Here is an 18,578-nt window from a genome sequence, read left to right on the forward strand (position 1 = left end):
GGATCTCTCACATCCTAAGGAGCGCCTGCCGCGCCGGGGCGGTGGCGGCGGGCGATTCTCCTATTTGCAGTAATTGAATGTATCTAATACAGTCAATCACGCAATGCTGCTCACGAGAGGAAACAGATGACCGACCCCACCGGTGGCGATCTGCTCGCAGACTCCCTCATCAACCAGGGAGTCTCACGGATCTTCGGCATCCCGGGCGTCCAGCTCGATGCCGCCGCAGACGCCCTCCACGCCCGCACCGACCAGGTCGACTTCATCTGCGCGCGCAACGAGCAGGCCACGACCTACATGGCGGACGGCTACGCGCGGAGCACCGGCGACGTCGGTGTCGCGATGGTCGTGCCGGGCCCCGGCGTGCTCAACGCCCTCTCCGGCGTCGCGACCGGCTACTCGGCCAACTCGCCGATGCTCCTGATCGCGGGCCAGATCGACTCGCAGGCCATCGGCCGCGGACTCGGCGCCCTGCACGAGATCCCCGACCAGACGGGCATCCTGCAGCGACTCACGAAATGGACGGGCACCGCCCGCTCCGCCGATGAGATCCCCGGGCTCGTGCGCGAGGCGTTCACGCAGCTGCGCAGCGGCCGTCCTCGCCCCGTCGCGCTCGAGGTGCCGCCGGACGTGCTGGCCGCCACCTCGCGTGCCGTCGCGGCCGAGCGTGTCGCCGACGCACCCCTCGTGCCGGAGGAGCAGCAGATCCGCGACGCCGCCGCCCGCCTGCTCGCGGCCAAGCGCCCGATGATCGTGGTGGGCGGGGGAGTGCTCGCCGCGAACGCATCGGTCGCCCTCCAGGCACTCGCCGAGGCACTGGAGGCCCCCGTGCTCATGACCGAGAACGGCCGCGGTGCGCTCGACGCCCGCCACCGTCTGGCCTTCGACGCGCTCGCCCTCCGCGCGTTCCGGGAGGACGCCGACCTGGTGCTCGCCGTCGGCACGCGCTTCGTCTCGACGTTCGGCGCCCAGGTCGACACGAACGGCGCCCCCGTGATCCTCGTGAACGCGGAGGCCGCCGACCTCGAGGGCCCGCGTGCCGCCGCGCAGACGCTGCACGCCGATGCCCGCCTCGCCCTCGCCGCCCTGGCCGCCGAGGTCGGCACCCCGGCGCGCGACTCGCGGGAGAGCGAGTTCGCCCGCGTGCGCACCTGGCTCGCCGCGCAGTTCGCCGACATCGCCCCGCAGCGCGAGTACCTGTCCGCGATCCGCGGCGCGCTCCCCGAGGACGGCGTCTTCGTGAGCGAGTTCACGCAGGTGGGCTACGCCGCCAGCGCCTGCTATCCGGCGTACCAGCCGCGCACCTACATCGGCCCCGGTTACCAGGGCACGCTCGGCTACGGCTTCGCCACGGCCCTCGGCGTCAAGGCGGCCGACCCCGACCGCGCCGTCGTGTCGGTGAACGGCGACGGCGGCTTCTCCTGGACGCTGCAGGAGCTGTCCACGGCCAAGCGCTACGGTCTCGGCCTCGTGACGATCGTGTTCCACGACGGGTTCTACGGCAACGTGCGCCGCATCCAGAAGAACCGGTACGGGGCACGCTACTTCGCCAGCGACCTCACCAATCCGGACTACGGCACGCTCGCGGAGGCGTTCGGCATCCGCTCCGCACGGGCCACCACCCCGCAGGAGCTCTCGGGGGTGCTGGCCGACGCCGTGCCCGCGAACGAGCCGATCCTCATCAACGTGCCGGTCGGCGAGTTCCCGTCGCCGTGGCACCTGATCCACGAGGGTGTGCCGCGCCCGGCGCCGCTCGCCCCCGATGCGCATCTCGTGCGGCAGGCGGGGGTCTGACATGGTCATCGGGCACGACATCGCCGGCATCAGGGAGGATGCCGCAGGGCAGGCCTCGATCGATGTCGTCAGCCCGGCCGACGGCACTGTGATCGGTGCCGTCGTGGCAGGCGGCCCCGCCGATGTGGATCGTGCGGTGGCTGCGGCCGCGGGCGCGTTCGGCACCTGGTCGACGACGCCGATGTCGCAGCGGATCGCTCATGTCGAGGCGCTCGCCGAGGGGTTGGCGCGCCACCGTGAGCTGCTCGCTGCGACGTTGAGCGCGGAGATGGGGTCGCCGATCGCGTTCGCGCGCTCCGCCCAGGTGGGGGTCGCGATCGCCGACCTCGCCCGGCTGGTCGAGGCCGCCCGCGCGCACGTCGAGCGCGAGGCGGTCTCGAACTCCCTCGTGGTCGCGGAGCCGGTCGGTGTGGTCGCCGCGATCACGCCCTGGAACTTCCCCCTGCACCAGATCATGCTCAAGGTGGGCGCCGCGATCCTCGCCGGCTGCACCGTGGTGCTCAAGCCCAGCGAGGTCGCGCCGCTGAACGCCGCGATCGTGGGCGACATCCTCCGCGAGACCGGGCTACCGGCCGGCGTCGTGAACATCGTGCACGGCGACGGCGCCGGTGTCGGCTCGCCGCTGGTGGCGCACCCCGGCGTCGACATGGTCACCTTCACGGGTTCGCGCCAGGTGGGGGAGCAGGTGGCGCGCGCCGCCGCCGCGACCATCAAGAAGGTCGCGCTGGAGCTCGGGGGCAAGTCGGCGGCGATCGTGCTCGACGACGCGCCGCTGGACGAGTCCGTGCGGGGGGTCCTCGCCTCGTGCTTCGCGAACGCCGGACAGACCTGCGCGGCGCAGACGCGCGTGCTGGTGCCGGAGGGCATGCGGGAGGCGTGGGAGCGCGCGGCCGTCGAGGCCGCGGCGGGCTGGGCGCCCGGCGACCCGCGCGCGGAGGGGACGGCCACCGGGCCGGTCGCCTCGGCGCTGCAGCGCGAGCGGGTGCGGTCGCACATCGAGACGGCGATCGCCGAGGGTGCGCGCGTGCTGACCGGCGGCCTCGATATCGTCGAACCGACGGCCGGCGGCGCCTACGTGCAGCCCACGATCTTCGCCGATGTGACACCCGACATGAGGATCTTCCACGAGGAGGTCTTCGGTCCGGTGCTCACGATCACTCCGTACGCCACGGTCGATGAGGCTGTCGACCTGGCGAACGACAGCGTGTACGGCCTGTCGGGCGGCGTGTGGTCGAGCGACCCTCGACGCGCCCTCGAGGTCGCGCTGCGCATGCGCACCGGCACCGTCGGCATCAACGGCGCCGGGCTCGACGTGGGGGCTCCCTTCGGGGGGTACAAGCAGTCGGGCGTCGGCCGGGAGTGCGGCGTGCACGGGTTCGAGGAGTTCCTCGAGCTGAAGTCGGTGATGGGCGCCGCCGCCCTTCTCGACGACCACTCGTGACCGGTAACAAACCCGAAACACCGCCGACACGAGGCAATAAAGAGCAATTCATAATATTCAATGAGTTGGAACCCGCCCGAGGGTTCCGTGAAGAGAGGACACCCATGAGACGCAGCATCGTAGCCGCGGTCGTCGGCGTGACGGCACTCGCCCTGACCGGCTGCGCCGGCGGGGGAGACGGGTCAGGAGGCGGAGCGGTCGAGAAGGCCACCATCGCCATCGCCGCCGACCCGGGTTCGCTCAACCCGATCACGAACGCGACGCAGGCGGGGCAGGAGGTCTCGGCCTACCTGTACGAGACCCTCATGTCGTTCGCCCACGGCAAGGACGCCGAGGGCCTGCTCGCCGAGAGCTGGACGGAGTCGACGACCGAGGTGTCGTTCGTGCTGAAGGAGGGGATCGTCTGCACGGACGGCTCCGAGCTCACCGCCTCCGACGTCAAGGCCTCGTTCGACTACGCCGCAGACCCCGAGACGGCATCGCCCTACTCCGGCGTCTACTTCCCCGCCGAGGGCCTGACCGTCGAGGCCGACGACGCCTCGCGCACCGTCACGTTCACCAGCGCGCAGCCGCAGAGCTTCCTGCTCAGCAACATCGGCCAGATGCCGGTCGTGTGCGCAGCCGGCATCGAGGACCCCGCGTCGCTCGACTCCACCCCCGTCGGCACCGGCATCTACACGCTCGAGGACTCCTCGCCCGGGCAGACCTACACGCTCGCCCTGCGTGACGACTACACGTGGGGTCCCGGCGACGTCACGAGCGACACCGAGGGGCTGCCGAAGACCGTCGAGCTGGAGGTCGTCGACACCGAGCCCACGCGCGCGAACATGCTCCTGTCTTCCGAGATCAACGTCGCCGAGGTCGGCGGCACGGATCGCGACCGGCTGGAGAGCGGCGATCTGTTCACGATCGACGTGCCCGCCCGTCCCGGCCTGATGTTCTTCAACCAGTCGGAGGGACGCCCGACCAACGACCTGCTGGTGCGGGAGGGCATCGCCGGCGGCATCGACCGCGACGAGGTCGCCTCGGTCTCCACCGGTGGTCGCGGCGAGCTGATGACCTCGCTCGTCTCGTCGTTCACCGCGGTGTGCGTCGGGGCGGATGCCACCACGTCGCTCATCGGCTACGACGCCGACGCGGCGGCCGCATCGCTCGACGAGGCAGGCTGGACCGTGGGCGCCGACGGGGTGCGGGAGAAGGACGGCGCGAAGCTGGAGCTCACCTTCGTCTACCCGTCCACCGAGGCGCAGTCGGTCGTGGCCGGCATCGAGCTCATCCAGCAGCAGCTGGGCGAGATCGGCGTCGAGGTCACTCCGGCACCGTCGTCGTCGTACACCGACGTCATCTTCCAGGGCGGCGACTGGGACCTCATCTGGGCCCCGATCTCCACCACGCTGCCCTCCACCTGGGCCGGCATCCTCTCGGGTCCGTTCCCCCCGGACGGCGGCAACTGGACGTACAACACCAACCAGGAGTTCTTCGACCTGACGGCCGAGGCGCAGCAGCTGGCCGGCGAGGACAGCTGCGACGCGTGGACCGCCGCGCAGGCCTCGGCGATCGGTAACCTCGAGGTGATGCCGTTCGCGGAGTCCACGAGCACGCTGTACGGAGCGGGCGTGGAGTTCGAGGTCACCACCAACGGACTGCTGATCCCGACGAGCCTCCGAGGCTAGGAGCCGCATGCTGGACCACGCGTCCGCCAGGACGGACACCGTGGCGGTGTTTCTTCGGAAGCGCCGCCACGGCAACCCCTGGCTGAGATTCCTCCTCCGCCGCGCGCTGCGCATGCTGGTGGCGATGTTCGTGATCATCGCGGTCGCGTTCTTCGTGCTCAGGGCATCCGGCGGCGACCCCGTGCGCGCCGCACTCGGCGCGACGGCCGACGAGGCCGTGGTCCAGGCCCGGCGCGATCAGCTGGGTCTCAACGACCCGCTGATCGTGCAGTTCTGGAACTATCTCACCGGCATCCTCCAGGGTGATCTGGGCTCGTCCCTCATCACCGGACGGTCGGTGTCGGAGCTCGTGCAGAACCGTCTCCCGGCCACCCTGGAGCTCGCCGGCATCTCGTTCGTGATCGTGCTGCTGGTGGCCGTGCCCGTGGGCCTCGGCATCGCGATCCTCACGCAGGGCAACCGACGCCGCGGCGTCGAGGTGACGTTCACCGGCATCACCGGCGTGATCGCCGCGATCCCGGAGTACCTCCTGGGCGTGGCACTGGTCGTGATCTTCGCGGTGGGGCTGCACTGGTTCCCCGTGGCCGGACGCTCGGGCCCCGCGTCGTACGTGCTGCCGGTGCTGGCCATGACGGTCGCCTCGTGGGCGTCGCTGTCGCGCATCGCCCGCGTCGAGGCGCTGAACACGCTGTCCGACGACTACGTGCGCACGGCCCGCTCCAAGCGCATCCCCGCGTCGTGGGTGTACTTCCGCCACGCGCTGCCCAACATGCTCACCGCCACGCTGACGATCGGCGGCACGCTGCTGTCGACCATGGTCGCCTCCAGCGTGCTCGTGGAGAAGGTGTTCAACTGGCCGGGTCTGGGCTCGGCGTTCGTCGACGCCATCGCCACGAAGGACTACGGCATCGTGCAGGGCCTCGCGCTCGTGTACGCGGCCATCATCCTCGTCATCACCCTCGCGGTCGACATCGTGCTGTCGCTCCTCGACCGGCGCACCACCCTCCTGGAGACGACCTGATGCGCTCGATCCTCACCTTCCTGCGCAACCCGCTCGGCGCGATCAGCACCGTCATGGTGCTCGTGCTGGTGTTCCTCGCGCTGTTCGCCCCGGAGATCTGGGGCGCGCAGGCGAACCAGACCGACACGTCGGCGCTGCTGCAGGGACCCAGCGCCGCGCACCCGCTCGGTACCGACGGCCTCGGGCGCGACCTCCTGCTCCGCACGCTCGTCGCCGCACGGCTGTCGCTGGGGATGGCGCTGATCGCCACCGTCATCGGCCTCGTCTTCGGTCTGCTACTCGGTGCCCTCCCGTCGGTGCTCGGACCGCGGGTGCAGCGCCTGTTCAGCTCCGTCATCAGCACGTGGCTGGCGTTCCCGGTGCTGCTGGTGGCGATGCTGACCGTGATCCTGCTCGGGCCCAGCTCGTCATCCGCGGTGATCGCGCTCGGCCTCACGATGGTGCCGTCGTTCGCCCGCCTCGCCCAGACGCTGTCGTCGCGCGTCGGCGGATCGGAGTACCTGGCGGCGGCGCGCATGATGGGCGTCTCGCGCGGACGGCAGTTCACGCGCTACGTGCTGCCGAACATCGCCGAACCCATCATCGTCAACGTCACCCTGTCGATCGGCGGCGGCCTGCTCGCGCTCTCCAGCCTCAGCTTCCTGGGCGTCGGCGTGCAGCCGCCGGACTACGACTGGGGCCGCATGCTCAGCGAGGCGTTCGACCAGGTGTACACCAACCCGACCGCGGTGGTCGGCCCCGGAGTCGCCGTCGTGTTCGCCGGCGTGGCGTTCGGCACGCTGGGCGAGTCGCTCGCCGCGCACCTGCGCAGCCACGGCAAGGGCAGCGTGCTCTCCCGGCGCAAGCTGGGCTCCGCGCCGCGCGTCGAGGCCCGCGAGCGGGTGGCCGACGACGACGCGCTGCTCGTGGTCGACGGCCTGTCGGTCTCGTTCCCCTCGCCGTCCGGGTGGGTGCGTCCCGTGCAGGACGTCTCGTTCTCGGTCGCACCGGGGGAGATCGTCGGCGTCGTCGGCGAGTCCGGCAGCGGCAAGTCGGTGGCGCTGATGGCGGTCGCCCAGCTGTCCGCCGCGGGCGCCGCCGTGACCGCGCAGGAGCTGCGCTTCGATGGAGACGACGTGCTCGACCTGCCGCCCGCCGTGATGAAGAAGCGGCTCGGCACGAAGATCGGCGTCGTGTTCCAGGATTCGCTCACGGCGCTCAACCCGGCGCTGCGCGTGGGCACGCAGCTCGCCGAGATCCCGCGTTTCCACGCCAGGGATGCCCGTGGCGCCGCACATCAGAAGGCCGTCGCCGCGCTGAAGGACGTCGCGATCGACGAGCCGGAGCGGCGCTCCCGGCAGTTCCCGCACGAGTACTCGGGCGGCATGCGGCAGCGCGCGCTCATCGCGATGTCGCAGATCGGCAAGCCGCGACTCATCATCGCCGACGAGCCCACCACGGCCCTCGACGTCACGGTGCAGCAGCGTGTGCTCGCGCTGCTCCGCCGCGAGTGCGAGGAGACCGGGGCGGCCGCGATCGTGGTGTCGCACGACATCGCCGTGCTCGCCGAGCTGTGCCAGCGCATCCTGGTGATGTACGCGGGACGCATCGTGGAGGACGTGGACGTGCGCCTGCTCGCGACGCCCGAGAAGCTCGCGCACCCCTACACGCGGGCGCTCGCCGAGTCGCTGCCCGACCTCGACACCGATCGCACCCAGCCGCTCGCGACGATCCCCGGCGAGCCGCCGGACCTCTCGCTGCCGCTCGTGGGCTGCGGGTTTGCTCCGCGCTGCCCGTTCGCGACCGAGCAGTGCCGCGCGGTCACCCCGGAGCCGGTGGCCCACGGTCACGGCGGTCGCGTGGCCTGCTGGCACCCGCAGGACGGCGTGCCGATCGAGGGCATCCTCGGGGAGCCGGTCGTGCTCACCGGGTCGCAGACCACGCAGACCACGCAGGAGGTGCGCTGATGGCCGAGCTCGTCGTCGACGATCTGGTGGTGACCTTCGGGCACGGCGACTCGTCGTTCAACGCCGTGGACGGCGTGTCGCTCACGGTGCCGCACGGCAGCATCGTCGGACTGGTCGGGGAGTCCGGCTCGGGCAAGTCCACCATCGCGCGCGTCATCGCCGGTCTCCAGCCGGCCACGGCCGGACGCCTGCTGCTCGACGGCGAGGAGCTGCGACCGGCGACCGGGCGGCAGCGCCTCGCGCGCGCCCGCGACGTGCAGATGATCTTCCAGGACCCGTACTCCTCGCTGAATCCACGCATGACCATCGGCGACACGCTCGACGAGGCGCTCACGCTGCACGGCAGCGGCAACGCCAAGGCGCGCGCCGACGGCGTGAAGGAGCTGTTGCGGCTGGTGCGCCTGAAGCCGGGCACGGTCGACCAGTATCCGTCTCAGCTGTCCGGCGGCATGCGGCAGCGCGTCGCGATCGCCCGCTGTCTGGCCGTGAAGCCGCGGCTCATCATCGCCGACGAGATCACGTCGGCGCTCGATGCGTCGGTGCAGGGTGCCGTGCTGAACCTGGTGCGCGATCTGCAGCGCGAGCTGGAGCTCTCGGTGCTGTTCATCACCCACAACCTCGCCGCCGTGCGGTACATCGCCGACACCACGGCCGTGATGCGCAAGGGGCGGATCGTCGAGCACGGCGACGCGGACGAGATCGTCTCGAATCCGCAGCACACCTACACGCAGTCCCTCGTCGCCGCGATCCCGCGCATCCAGAACGCCGGCACCGACCACCTCCTGCACGCGATCGGACACTGATGACCCTGCTCCACCCCACCACCGGTCTGCGCGACGACGCCCGCGATCTGCTCCCCGGTCTGGTCGGCCTGCGCCGCGCGATCCACGCCGATCCGGAGCTCGGGCTCGAACTGCCGCGCACGCAGCGGCGGATCCTCGATGCGCTCGAGCCGCTGGGCGTCGAGGTGACCCTCGGCGCGGGACTGAGCTCGATCGCTGCCGTCATCCGCGGCGCGCATCCCGGCCCGACCGTGCTGCTGCGCGCCGACATGGACGCACTGCCGCTCACCGAGGAGACCGGTCTCGACTATGCCGCCACGGGGGAGCGCATGCACGCGTGCGGACACGACCTGCACGTGGCGGGTCTCGTCGGCGCGGCGCAGCTGCTCGCCGCCCGTCGCGACGATCTGCACGGCGACGTGCTCCTGATGTTCCAGCCGGGCGAGGAGCTCGGCGACGGTGCCACCCGCATGCTGGCCGAGGGACTGCTCGACGTCACCGGCTCGCGGCCGGTGGCCGCGTTCGGCATCCACGTGGTCCCCGGTGAGTTCGGGGTGTTCTCCACGCGACCCGGTGCGCTGATGGCGGGCGCGATCGAGGTGGAGGTCACGATCACCGGGTCCGGGGGACACGCGTCGGCCCCGCACCTCACGCGGGACCCCGTGCCGGTGGCCGCGGAGCTCGTGACGGCGCTGCAGGCGTTCGTCACGCGGCGCTTCGACGTGTTCGACCCGGTGGTGCTGAGCGTCACACAGCTGCACGCCGGCGGACCCGCCCGCAACATCATCTCCGACACGGCGTCGCTCGTGGCGTCGGTGCGCGTGCTCTCGCACGAGAACAGCGCCCGCGTGCAGACCGAGATCCCCGCCCTGGTGCAGGAGATCGCGGCGGCGCACGACTGCACGGTCGAGGTCGACGTCACCATCCTGTGCGCGCCCACCGTGAACGACCCGCAGGCCGTCGCGCACGTGCGCAGCACCCTGAGCGGCCTGTTCGGCGAGGAGCGGGTGTGGGAGACCGCACACCCCGTGATGGGGTCGGAGGACTTCTCGTTCGTGCTGGAGCAGGTGCCGGGCGCGTTCCTGTTCCTGCGCGCCACCCCCGACGAGGTCGACCTGGAGACGGCGTCCCCGAACCACTCGCCGACCGTCGTGTTCGACGACGCGGTGCTCGCGGATCAGGCCGCGGCGCTCGCCGCCCTCGCGCTCGGCCGCCTCAGCGCCTGAGCCCTGCCTCAGGCCGTCAGGAACGCGCGGAGGTCGGCGTTCAGCTGCGCCGCGACCGCCGGGTCGCTGTACATCATGTGCCCGGCCCGGTACCAGTGCGAGGTGGTGCGTTCGCGGGGCAGGCCGAAGTGCCGCAGCAGATGGTCGGCGGCCCCCACGGTGGTCAGCGCGTCGTACACGCCCGTGCCGAGGAAGAGCCGCGCGTGCGGGTTCTGCTTCATCCACCGCGAGAGCCGCGCCGGGTAGGGGTAGGTGTGGAACGGCGACGGTCGGCCATAGGTGGGGAACGCGGCGCCGCCCTGCTCCTGCCAGTCCCAGTCACGGCCGGCCTCCGTGTCGACGACCCGGTACGGTCGCGCGGAGTCGTCGCCGAACACGTCGAGCCGCAGACGCGACAGCCCGGTGACGTAGCGCGGGGAGAGCGCGGTGTCGGCAGGGTCGTGGCCGAGCTCGCCGACACGGCGGTCGGCGGCGGGGGCGCGGTAGCGACTGTCCGTGACGCCCAGCACCTGGCCCTCGAGCAGCCGTTCGCGGAAGTCGGTCTTGCTGATCCACAGTCGGTCGCGCACGAGCTCGTCGGCGGGGAGGCCGATCATGGCGGACAACCGCTCGGCGACCGCGTCCCGGTCGCCCGCCGGCAGCTCGTCGCCCTGCAGCATGGCCGCGGCCAGGTCGCCGCGCGCGAAGTCGAGGGCGTCCGCGATGGCGCCCTCGACCGTGGCGTGCCCGCGCGACCCCGTGCCGTGGTACCAGGCGGTGGCGGCCTTGTAGGGCAGGTTGGCGAGGGCTCCGACGATGCTCCCCGGCCGGTCCTGCGTCTCCTGGATGTTCACCGCCTGACCGAGCAGCGCGATCCCGGCCAGCGGCGCCGTGTCCATGCTGTGCGGGTTCGTCGCCAGGAACGCCGCGCGCAGCGTGCCGTAGCTCTCGCCGAGGAAGTACGTGGGGGCGTCCCAGCGGCCGTGCCGGTCGCGCCAGTCGCCGATCGCGGCGGCGACCGCGTCGGCGTCACCCTCCACGGTGCGGAAGAGCGAGCGGTCGGCGTCGTCCGCGAACGTGCCGAAGCCGGTGCCCGGTGCGTCGAGGAACACGAGGTCGGCGACGTCGAGGATGCTCGACGGGCTCTCCTCGATGCCGTACGGCGGCTGGCCGGCGTCGTCCGGGTCCACCGGGACGCGCGCCCGCCACGGTCCGATGCCGCTCAGGTGCAGGTAGATCGACGAGACGCCGGGCCCGCCGTTGGTGAGGAACAGCACCGGCCGGCCGGGTGCGTCGACCGTATAGCTGAACGCCGACAGCGTGCCCTGCGGCGTGCCGTCGGAGCGCCGCAGCGGCAGCTCCTCCACCCGCGCGACGTACTCCCGCTCTCCGAGTCGGCCCGTCGTCTCGCGTGCGCTCATCAGCGCGCGGTGGCGTCGCGGTAGAAGTCGTCGAGGTCGCTCTTCATGCGCACGACGGCATCTTCGTCCACGAACGTCATGTGGCCGGACTCGTAGAACGCGAAACGGATGTTGTCGCGCAGCGCGGGGGCGAGGTACAGGTGCGCCACGTCGACCTCCGGCCCGAAGAACGGGGTCGCGAGGTCGTAGTACCCGCCCATCACGAACACGCGGAGGTTCGGGTTGCGCCGCACCGCCGCCGACAGGTCGAGCGACACGTCGGGCACGAGCTGGGGGGCGTCGACGCCCGGCGCCTTGTGCTTCCAGTCCCAGGCCCGCGAGATGGGCATGTTGTGCAGGTGCCGGTAGTGCAGGTCGCTGGTGTAGCCGATGTCGTCGACGAGGTGCGCGCGGTAGGTCGACAGGTGCGCGCTGTTCACCCCGGCGGTGGCGGCGTCGTCGGTGGCGGGGTCGTGCGAGCCGCCGCCCACCACGTACTGGTGCTCGGCGGTGAAGCGGGTGTCGAAGCGGCCGATCACGCGACCCTCGTCGGCGAGCAGCGCGTAGCGGTACTGCTCCATGCCGATGCGGAAGTGGTGCTTCTTCAGGTCGTCGGCATCGAGACCGACGAGGGCGCTCATGCGCGCGGCGACCTCGTCTTCGACCTCGGACGGGATCAGGTCGCCCTGCAGCAGGGCGGCCGCGAAGGGTCCCTGCGCGAAGGCCCTGGCCTCCACCAGGAACGGCTCCAGCTCGGTGTGCTCGGTGCGCGCCCTGCCGTGATACCAGGCGGTCGCGGCGAACGAGGGCAGCAGGTTGATGTACTCGCGCGGACCCCCGAGGTTGCTCTCGCCCCAGTTCAGCACGGTGGACAGCAGCACGACGCCGTTGAAGTCGAGGCCCTGGTTCTGCAGGCGGTGCACGAGGGACGCGGCGCGCGTGGTGCCGTACGACTCGCCGAACAGGAACCGCGGGGCGTTCCAGTTGTTCGTCAGGGTGAGCCACCGGGTGATCGCCTTCGCGAACGCGTCGACGTCCTGGTCGACGCCCCATACCTGCGCGGGCGCGGTGTCGCCCAGCAGTCGCGAGTAGCCGGTGCCGGGGGCGTCGATGAAGACGAGGTCGGACTCGGTGAGCAGCGTGTGCGGGTTGTCGCCCCACGCGTAGGGAGCGGGTGGGGTCGCCTTCGGCGTGTTGGTGGGGGTGCGCTTGACGCCGAAGCCGCCGATGTTGAGCCACAGGCTGGCGGAGCCGGGTCCGCCGTTGAACAGGAAGGTCACCGGGCGCGGCGCAGCGCCCTCCTCGCGGTCGGCCACGTAGGACGTGTAGAAGACGCTGGCGAGCGGGGTGTGCTCGTCGTCGCGCACGATCACGGTGCCGGCGCCCGCCGTGTAGTCGAGCGTGCGTCCACCCGCCGTGATGCGGTGGCGGCGCGAGGTGAACGTCTCGGTCGCTGCGGTGTCGGCGGCGGGGGTCTGCTCGGTCACGGGGCTCCCTGGGAGGCTGGCAATGAATGAATTGAATATATCTTAATCACTCGCTCGCGTGCCGCGCGAGGAAGTCGTACACCTCGTTGTCGTCCACGCCGGGGAAGGCGCCGCGGGGGAGCGGCGAGAACATGTGCGTGTGCACGCGGGCGCTCGGCCACGCCCGCCCCTGCCAGCGCTCGGTCAGCTCGGTCGAGGGGCGCCGGCAGCACGCCTCGTCGGGGCAGGTCGACACGGCGCGGTCGCTCGTCTCCCTGCCCCGCCACCAGCGGGCGTCGTCGAACGGCACGCCGACCGTGACGGAGAACTCGCCGTCGGTGGAGGAGCCGGTCTGGGTGGAGCACCAGAACGTCCCGGACGGGGTGTCGGTGTACTGGTGGTGCTCGACCGTGCGGTTCTGCTGCGTGAAGGCGGAGCGCGCCTGGAACTTGCGGCACACGCGCTGGCCCTCGACGGCGCCGGTGACGTCCATCGGCAGCGGCAGCCCGTCGTTCTCGTAGACGCGGGTGATGGCTCCGGTCGAGTCGACGCGCAGGAAGTGCAGCGACATGCCCAGGTGCTGCGTCATCAGGTTGGTCATCCGCATGCCGGCGGCCTCGTGCGTGACGCCGAAGCCGTCGCGGAAGTCCTCGACGGCGAGGTTGCGGTCCTTCTTCGCCTGCTGCAGGAAAGCGACGGCGGCGGTCTCGGGCATCAGGCAGCAGGCGGCGAAGTAGTTGATCTCCAGGCGCTGCTGCAGGAAGTCGGCGTAGTCGGTGGGCGGGGTGTGCCCGAGCAGGCGGTGGGCCATGGCCTGCAGTGCCATCGAGCGCAGGCCGTGTCCGCCGGGGATGGAGGCGGGCGGCAGGTAGATGCGGCCGTTCTCGAGGTCGGTCACCGAGCGGGTGGAGTGCGGCAGGTCGTTGACGTAGATGAGCTCGAATCCGAGCTTCTCCGCCATGATGCTCACGGTGCGGTGGGTGAGGGCCCCCTGCGTGTGCCCGGCCGCCTTGAGCTGTTTCTCGGCGAGCTTCTCGATCTCGGGCAGGTAGTTGTTCTGTGCGCGCATCCGCAGCCGCAGCTCGGTGTTCGCACGCCTGGCCTCCTCGGGGGTCGCGATCGCCTCGCGCTCCCTCCGCTGCAGCTCGTTGTGCAGCCCGAGGATCGACTCGATGGTCTCGTCGCTCATGCCCTTCGTGACGCGCACGGGAGCGACGCCGAGCTGGCGGAACACCGGGCTCTCCTGCGCGCGCTCCAGCTCGATCTCGAGCGCCGCACGGCGGTTGGGCGGCTCGCCGGAGATGAGGTCGGTGACCTCGGTGCCCGTGGCGTGCGCGATCGCCTGGAGCAGGGAGAGCTTGGGCTCGCGCTTGCCGTTCTCGATGAGGCTGAGCTGCGAGCCGGCGACCCCGACGACGGTGCCGAGCTCGTCGAGCGTGTACCCCTTCTGCAGGCGGTGGTGGCGGATGCGGTGACCGAGCGTCGTGAGGTGGAGTCCGGAGGGCGGCATGGTTTTGAGTATAGCGAAAGAACATCGATTCTTTCGGCCCGATTTGTCCGAAAGTCGGGGTGGAGGCGGAAGAAGATAGGTGCAACGCCCCACACTTCTAAGGAGCAGTCATGGCCATGGCCGAAGTCATCACCCCCCGCACGTCTCCCGTCGCGACGATGCGCACGTTCGGCACGGCCCCCTCCTCCGACACCCCCGCGATGGCCGAGCTGCTCGCGTGGGTCGAGGAGATCCGGGCGCTCACCCAGCCCGACGCCGTGCACTGGGTCGACGGCTCCCGCGCCGAGAACGACTGGCTGCTGCGCGGGCTGGTCGACGAGGGCAAGCTCATCAAGCTCAACCCGGAGTGGCGTCCCGGCTCGTACCTCGCCCGCTCGCACCCGAGCGACGTCGCCCGTACCGAGGGGCGCACCTTCATCGCCTCGGAGCGCGAGGAGGACGCCGGTCCCACCAACAACTGGGCGGACCCCGCCGAGATGCGCGCCACCATGACCGAGATCTTCGCGGGCTCGATGCGCGGTCGCACGATGTACGTCGTCCCGTTCTCGATGGGTCGCGTCGGCGGACCGCTCTCGCACATCGGCGTGCAGATCACCGACAGCGCCTACGCGGTCGCCTCGATCGGCATCATGACCCGGGTGGGCGACGCCGTCACGCGTCAGATCGCGGACGGGGCGCCGTGGGTCAAGACAGTCCACTCGGTGGGCGCTCCGCTGGCCGCGGGCGAGCCCGACGTCGAGTGGCCGTGCAACGACGAGAAGTACATCGTGCACTTCCCCGAGACGCTCGAGGTCTACTCGTACGGCTCGGGCTACGGCGGCAACGCGATCCTCGCGAAGAAGTGCTTCGCGCTGCGCATCGCCTCGGTGATCGCCCGCGACGAGGGCTGGCTCGCCGAGCACATGCTGCTCATCCGCGTGATCGATCCGCAGGGCACGGCCTACCACGTCGCTGCCGCGTTCCCCTCGGCGTGCGGCAAGACGAACCTCGCGATGCTGCGTCCGACGATCCCGGGATGGCGGGTCGAGACGCTCGGCGACGACATCGCCTGGATCCGTCCGGGCGAGGACGGGCGTCTGTGGGCCATCAACCCCGAGGCCGGCTTCTTCGGTGTCGCTCCGGGCACGGGCGAGTCCACCAACGTCACGGCCGTCGAGACGCTGTGGGGCAACACGATCTTCACGAACGTCGCGCTCCGGCCCGACGGCGACGTGTGGTGGGAGGGGCTGACCGACGAGGCGCCCGCGCACCTGATCGACTGGGAGGGCAACGACTGGACGCCCGACTCGGGTCGTCCGGCGGCGCACCCCAACTCGCGCTTCACGGTGTCGGCGGCGCAGTGCCCGCAGATCTCGGAGGACTGGGAGGAGGCCGTGCCGCTCGACGTGATCCTGTTCGGCGGGCGTCGCGCGAGCAACGTCCCGCTCGTGGTGGAGGCCACCGACTGGACGCACGGCGTGTTCCTCGGCTCGAACATCTCGTCCGAGCGCACCGCGGCGGCCGAGGGCACCGTGGGCGAGCTGCGCCGCGACCCGTTCGCGATGCTGCCGTTCTGCGGCTACAACATGGCCGACTACTTCGGGCACTGGCTGAAGGTGGGCCGCGGCCTGCGCTTCGACCGGGCACCGCGCATCTTCCAGGTCAACTGGTTCCGCCGCGGGGCCGACGGGCGCTTCCTGTGGCCCGGCTTCGGCGACAACTCCCGCGTGGTCGACTGGATCATCCGCCGCATCTCGGGCGCCGTGCCCGCCGTCGACAGCCCCATCGGACGGCTGCCGCGTGCGGAGGACCTCAACCTCGACGGGCTCGACCTGCCGGCGGAAGACCTGGAGGAGCTCTTCTCGGTCGACCCGGAGGCATGGAAGGTCGAGGCCGACCTGACCGAGGAGTTCTACGACACCTTCGGCGACCGCGTGCCCGCGGCGCTGCGCACCGAGCTGGCCTCGCTGCGCTACCGGCTCGCGAAGGCGTCGTAGCCCCCAGACCGGTGCCGGTTCGGGGGAGCCGGCACCTTCGGGCCCCCGTGGCCCCCAGACCCGCGAAGGCGGGGCGTCGGAGACGAACCCATGGCTGAGTGGTCTCCGGCACCCCGCCTTCGCGTTGCCCGTTCGAGTGCGGTCAGGCGAGGAGCTGGTGACGCGCGAGGTCGCGGTACAGCGGCGTCGACTCGACCAGCTCCGCGTGGGTGCCCTGGCCGACGACCGTGCCGTCCTGCAACACGACGATGAGGTCGCTGTCGACGACCGTCGACAGCCGGTGGGCGATCACGACGAGGGTGCGGTCGGTGGACGCCGCCTCGATGGCCTCGCGCATGCGCTGCTCGTTCACGCCGTCGAGCGACGACGTGGACTCGTCCAGCAGCAGGATCGGGGCGTCCGTGAGCAGTGCGCGCGCGATGGCGAGGCGCTGACGCTCGCCGCCCGACAGCATCACGCCGTCCTCGCCGACCGGGGCGTCCACGCCGAGGGGGCTGCGTTCGAGCACGTCGCCGAGGTTCACGGCGCGCAGCACCCGCTCGCAGTCGGCGTCGCTGGCGTCGGGCGACGCGAGGCGCAGATTCTCGGCGAGGGTGCCGGCGAGGGTCGGGGCGTCCTGCTCGACGTAGCCGAACTGCGCGCGCAGCTCCTCCCGCGGGTACGTGCGGGCGTCGTGGCCGTGTACGCGGATGGCGCCGCTCGTGGGGTCGTAGAAGCGCTCGATGAGCGACAGGATCGTGCTCTTGCCCGCGCCGCTCGGACCGACCAGCGCCACCCGGGCGCCGCGCGGCACCGCGAACGACACGCCGCGCAGCACCTCGTGATCGGCGGCCTCGGCGTCGGCGGGCACCGGCTCGGCGGAGTCGAGGTGAGCGTCGGCGAGCAGATCCTTGGCCGCCTTCGCCGCGGCCTGTCGTGCGGCCACGACGTTCGCGGGGTAGCGGAAGCGCACATCGCGGAACTCGATCGCGGGCGCCGTGGGGTCGTCGGCCTCGCGGGGGATCGAGGCGGCGGTGGCGGCGTCGTCCTGCGACTCGGTGGGCAGGTCGAGCACCTCCTGGATGCGGCCGAGCGCGCCGAGGGCCTGGTTCACCGAGGTGATCGCCCCGAACGTGGTGGCGAGCGGCATCACGAGCAGGAACAGGAACATGATGAACGCGATCAGCGAGGCGATCGTGATGGCGCCGGCGGCCACACGGAACCCGCCCACGCCCAGCACCACCAGGAGCGACAGCTGCAGGGCGATGCCCGAGACCGGCACCACGAGAGACGAGATCTTGGCGATGCGCACACCGATGCCGTAGGCCTCGGCGGCCCGGTCGGAGACGGCTGCGGTCTCGCGCTCGGTCGCCCCCGAGGCGCGGATGGTGCGGATCGAGCCCACGGCACGCTCGACGCCGGAGGCGAGTTCGCCCACCTTCTCCTGCTGGGCGGTCGACGCGGTGCGGATGCGGCCGCTGAGCGACACCACGACCACGACCGAGACGCCGATCACGACCACGATGAGCAGCAGCAGCACCGGATCGATCAGCAGCATCGCGACCAGGGCGCCCACGAACAGGACCGCGCTGCCGACCGCATCGGCGAGACCCTGCGTGAGCACGGCGTACAGCAGGGTGGTGTCGGTGCCGACGCGCGAGACGAGGTCGCCGGTGCGGCGGGCGTCGAACTCCGAGGTGGGCAGGTGCAGGATGCGCGCGATGAGCTTGCGCCGGCTGGAGTACACCACGGCCGTTCCGGTGCGCTGCAGCAGGTAGTGCTGGAAGCCGGAGATGATCGACGACACGATCACGAAGCCGACCAGCAGCCACACCAGGACCCCGATCGTGCCGTCGGTCTGCACGGCCTCGATGACCTGGCCGACCAGCACCGGCTGCACGAGCGAGGTCGCCGCGCCGATGACGCTGAGGATCGCGACGACGATGAGGGTGCGCTTGTGCTCGAACAGGAAGGGGAGGAGCTGACGGAAGGTGGCGCGCGGGCCGTCGGGCTGTGCGCCCCGGCGGCGTCGGCGTGCTGTCGCCGTGGTGGACATGCGGGACCTCGATCTGGAGAGGGGGGTACTTCGACCGTACTCGGGGGCCGGTCGCTTCCTATGCGGCTGCTGTATGCACTCAGTGGCGCCCGAAGCGGCGATGCGCGGCCTGCTTGGTCACGCCCAGGGCGCTGGCGATCGCCTGCCACGAGTAGCCGTCGTTGCGCGCGCGGCGCACCTGCGCCTCCTCGGCGCGAGCGATCTCGATGCGAAGCCCGGCCAGGCGGTGCAGCTCGGCGAGCGGCTCGCCGCCCTCGGCCTGGGCGATCGTGGTCGTGTTCATCGGACACCTCCTGCGTCAATGATCATTGACGCGCGCCACCGTTGTC

General features: G+C 71.2%; 13 protein-coding genes. 8 read left to right on the plus strand and 5 right to left on the minus strand.

Annotated features, from left to right (window positions below; all coding sequences use genetic code 11):
• Positions 1 to 126: 126 nt before the first annotated feature.
• From ACWH95_RS10545 to ACWH95_RS10575, 7 genes are all read left to right on the plus strand, one after another.
• Positions 127 to 1,794 carry a thiamine pyrophosphate-dependent enzyme gene (locus tag ACWH95_RS10545; RefSeq protein ID WP_136029063.1) on the plus strand — a complete coding sequence of 556 codons (1,668 nt, stop codon included), beginning with the start codon at positions 127 to 129 and terminating at the stop codon, positions 1,792 to 1,794.
• Position 1,795: 1 nt separating this feature from the next.
• Positions 1,796 to 3,235 carry an aldehyde dehydrogenase family protein gene (locus ACWH95_RS10550; protein ID WP_247638523.1) on the plus strand — a complete coding sequence of 480 codons (1,440 nt, stop codon included), beginning with the start codon at positions 1,796 to 1,798 and terminating at the stop codon, positions 3,233 to 3,235.
• A 104-nt stretch (positions 3,236 to 3,339) separates the two neighbouring features.
• A complete protein-coding gene (locus tag ACWH95_RS10555; protein WP_378822630.1) occupies positions 3,340 to 4,908 on the plus strand; it encodes an ABC transporter substrate-binding protein in 1,569 nt (522 codons plus the stop codon).
• Positions 4,909 to 4,915: 7 nt separating this feature from the next.
• On the plus strand, positions 4,916 to 5,929 hold the full coding sequence (locus ACWH95_RS10560) for an ABC transporter permease (protein ID WP_136044970.1): 1,014 nt from the start codon (positions 4,916 to 4,918) through the stop codon (positions 5,927 to 5,929).
• Complete coding sequence (locus ACWH95_RS10565) at positions 5,929 to 7,875, plus strand: dipeptide/oligopeptide/nickel ABC transporter permease/ATP-binding protein (RefSeq protein WP_378803531.1); 1,947 nt, start codon at positions 5,929 to 5,931, stop codon at positions 7,873 to 7,875. Before ACWH95_RS10560 ends, ACWH95_RS10565 begins: the two co-directional genes overlap by 1 nt.
• Positions 7,875 to 8,678, plus strand: a complete 804-nt coding sequence (locus ACWH95_RS10570; protein ID WP_136044968.1) for an ABC transporter ATP-binding protein — start codon at positions 7,875 to 7,877, stop codon at positions 8,676 to 8,678. Before ACWH95_RS10565 ends, ACWH95_RS10570 begins: the two co-directional genes overlap by 1 nt.
• The gene (locus tag ACWH95_RS10575; protein WP_136044967.1) at positions 8,678 to 9,883 is read left to right on the plus strand and encodes a M20 metallopeptidase family protein; all 1,206 of its coding nucleotides are present in this window, start codon (positions 8,678 to 8,680) and stop codon (positions 9,881 to 9,883) included. Before ACWH95_RS10570 ends, ACWH95_RS10575 begins: the two co-directional genes overlap by 1 nt.
• Before the next feature lie 8 nt (positions 9,884 to 9,891).
• On the opposite strand, the gene ACWH95_RS10580 is transcribed toward ACWH95_RS10575, so the two are convergent.
• The 3 genes from ACWH95_RS10580 to ACWH95_RS10590 are packed head-to-tail and all read right to left on the minus strand — an operon-like array spanning position 9,892 to position 14,238.
• Positions 9,892 to 11,283 (minus strand): S10 family serine carboxypeptidase-like protein, encoded by a 1,392-nt coding sequence (locus ACWH95_RS10580; RefSeq protein WP_454120623.1) that lies wholly within the window; start codon positions 11,281 to 11,283, stop codon positions 9,892 to 9,894.
• The gene (locus tag ACWH95_RS10585) at positions 11,283 to 12,749 is read right to left on the minus strand and encodes a S10 family peptidase (protein WP_205812662.1); all 1,467 of its coding nucleotides are present in this window, start codon (positions 12,747 to 12,749) and stop codon (positions 11,283 to 11,285) included. Before ACWH95_RS10585 ends, ACWH95_RS10580 begins: the two co-directional genes overlap by 1 nt.
• A gap of 46 nt (positions 12,750 to 12,795) precedes the next feature.
• The gene (locus ACWH95_RS10590; protein WP_454120624.1) at positions 12,796 to 14,238 is read right to left on the minus strand and encodes a helix-turn-helix domain-containing protein; all 1,443 of its coding nucleotides are present in this window, start codon (positions 14,236 to 14,238) and stop codon (positions 12,796 to 12,798) included.
• Positions 14,239 to 14,348: 110 nt separating this feature from the next.
• On the opposite strand from ACWH95_RS10590, the gene ACWH95_RS10595 reads away from it, so the two are divergent.
• A complete protein-coding gene (locus ACWH95_RS10595) occupies positions 14,349 to 16,214 on the plus strand; it encodes a phosphoenolpyruvate carboxykinase (GTP) (RefSeq protein WP_205812660.1) in 1,866 nt (621 codons plus the stop codon).
• 142 nt (positions 16,215 to 16,356) lie between these two features.
• On the opposite strand, the gene ACWH95_RS10600 is transcribed toward ACWH95_RS10595, so the two are convergent.
• Positions 16,357 to 18,249 carry an ABC transporter ATP-binding protein gene (locus ACWH95_RS10600; protein WP_454120625.1) on the minus strand — a complete coding sequence of 631 codons (1,893 nt, stop codon included), beginning with the start codon at positions 18,247 to 18,249 and terminating at the stop codon, positions 16,357 to 16,359.
• A gap of 79 nt (positions 18,250 to 18,328) precedes the next feature.
• On the minus strand, positions 18,329 to 18,532 hold the full coding sequence (locus tag ACWH95_RS10605) for an AsnC family protein (protein WP_136044963.1): 204 nt from the start codon (positions 18,530 to 18,532) through the stop codon (positions 18,329 to 18,331).
• Positions 18,533 to 18,578: the final 46 nt, after the last annotated feature.

The organism is Microbacterium sp. NPDC055502 (assembly GCF_053643635.1).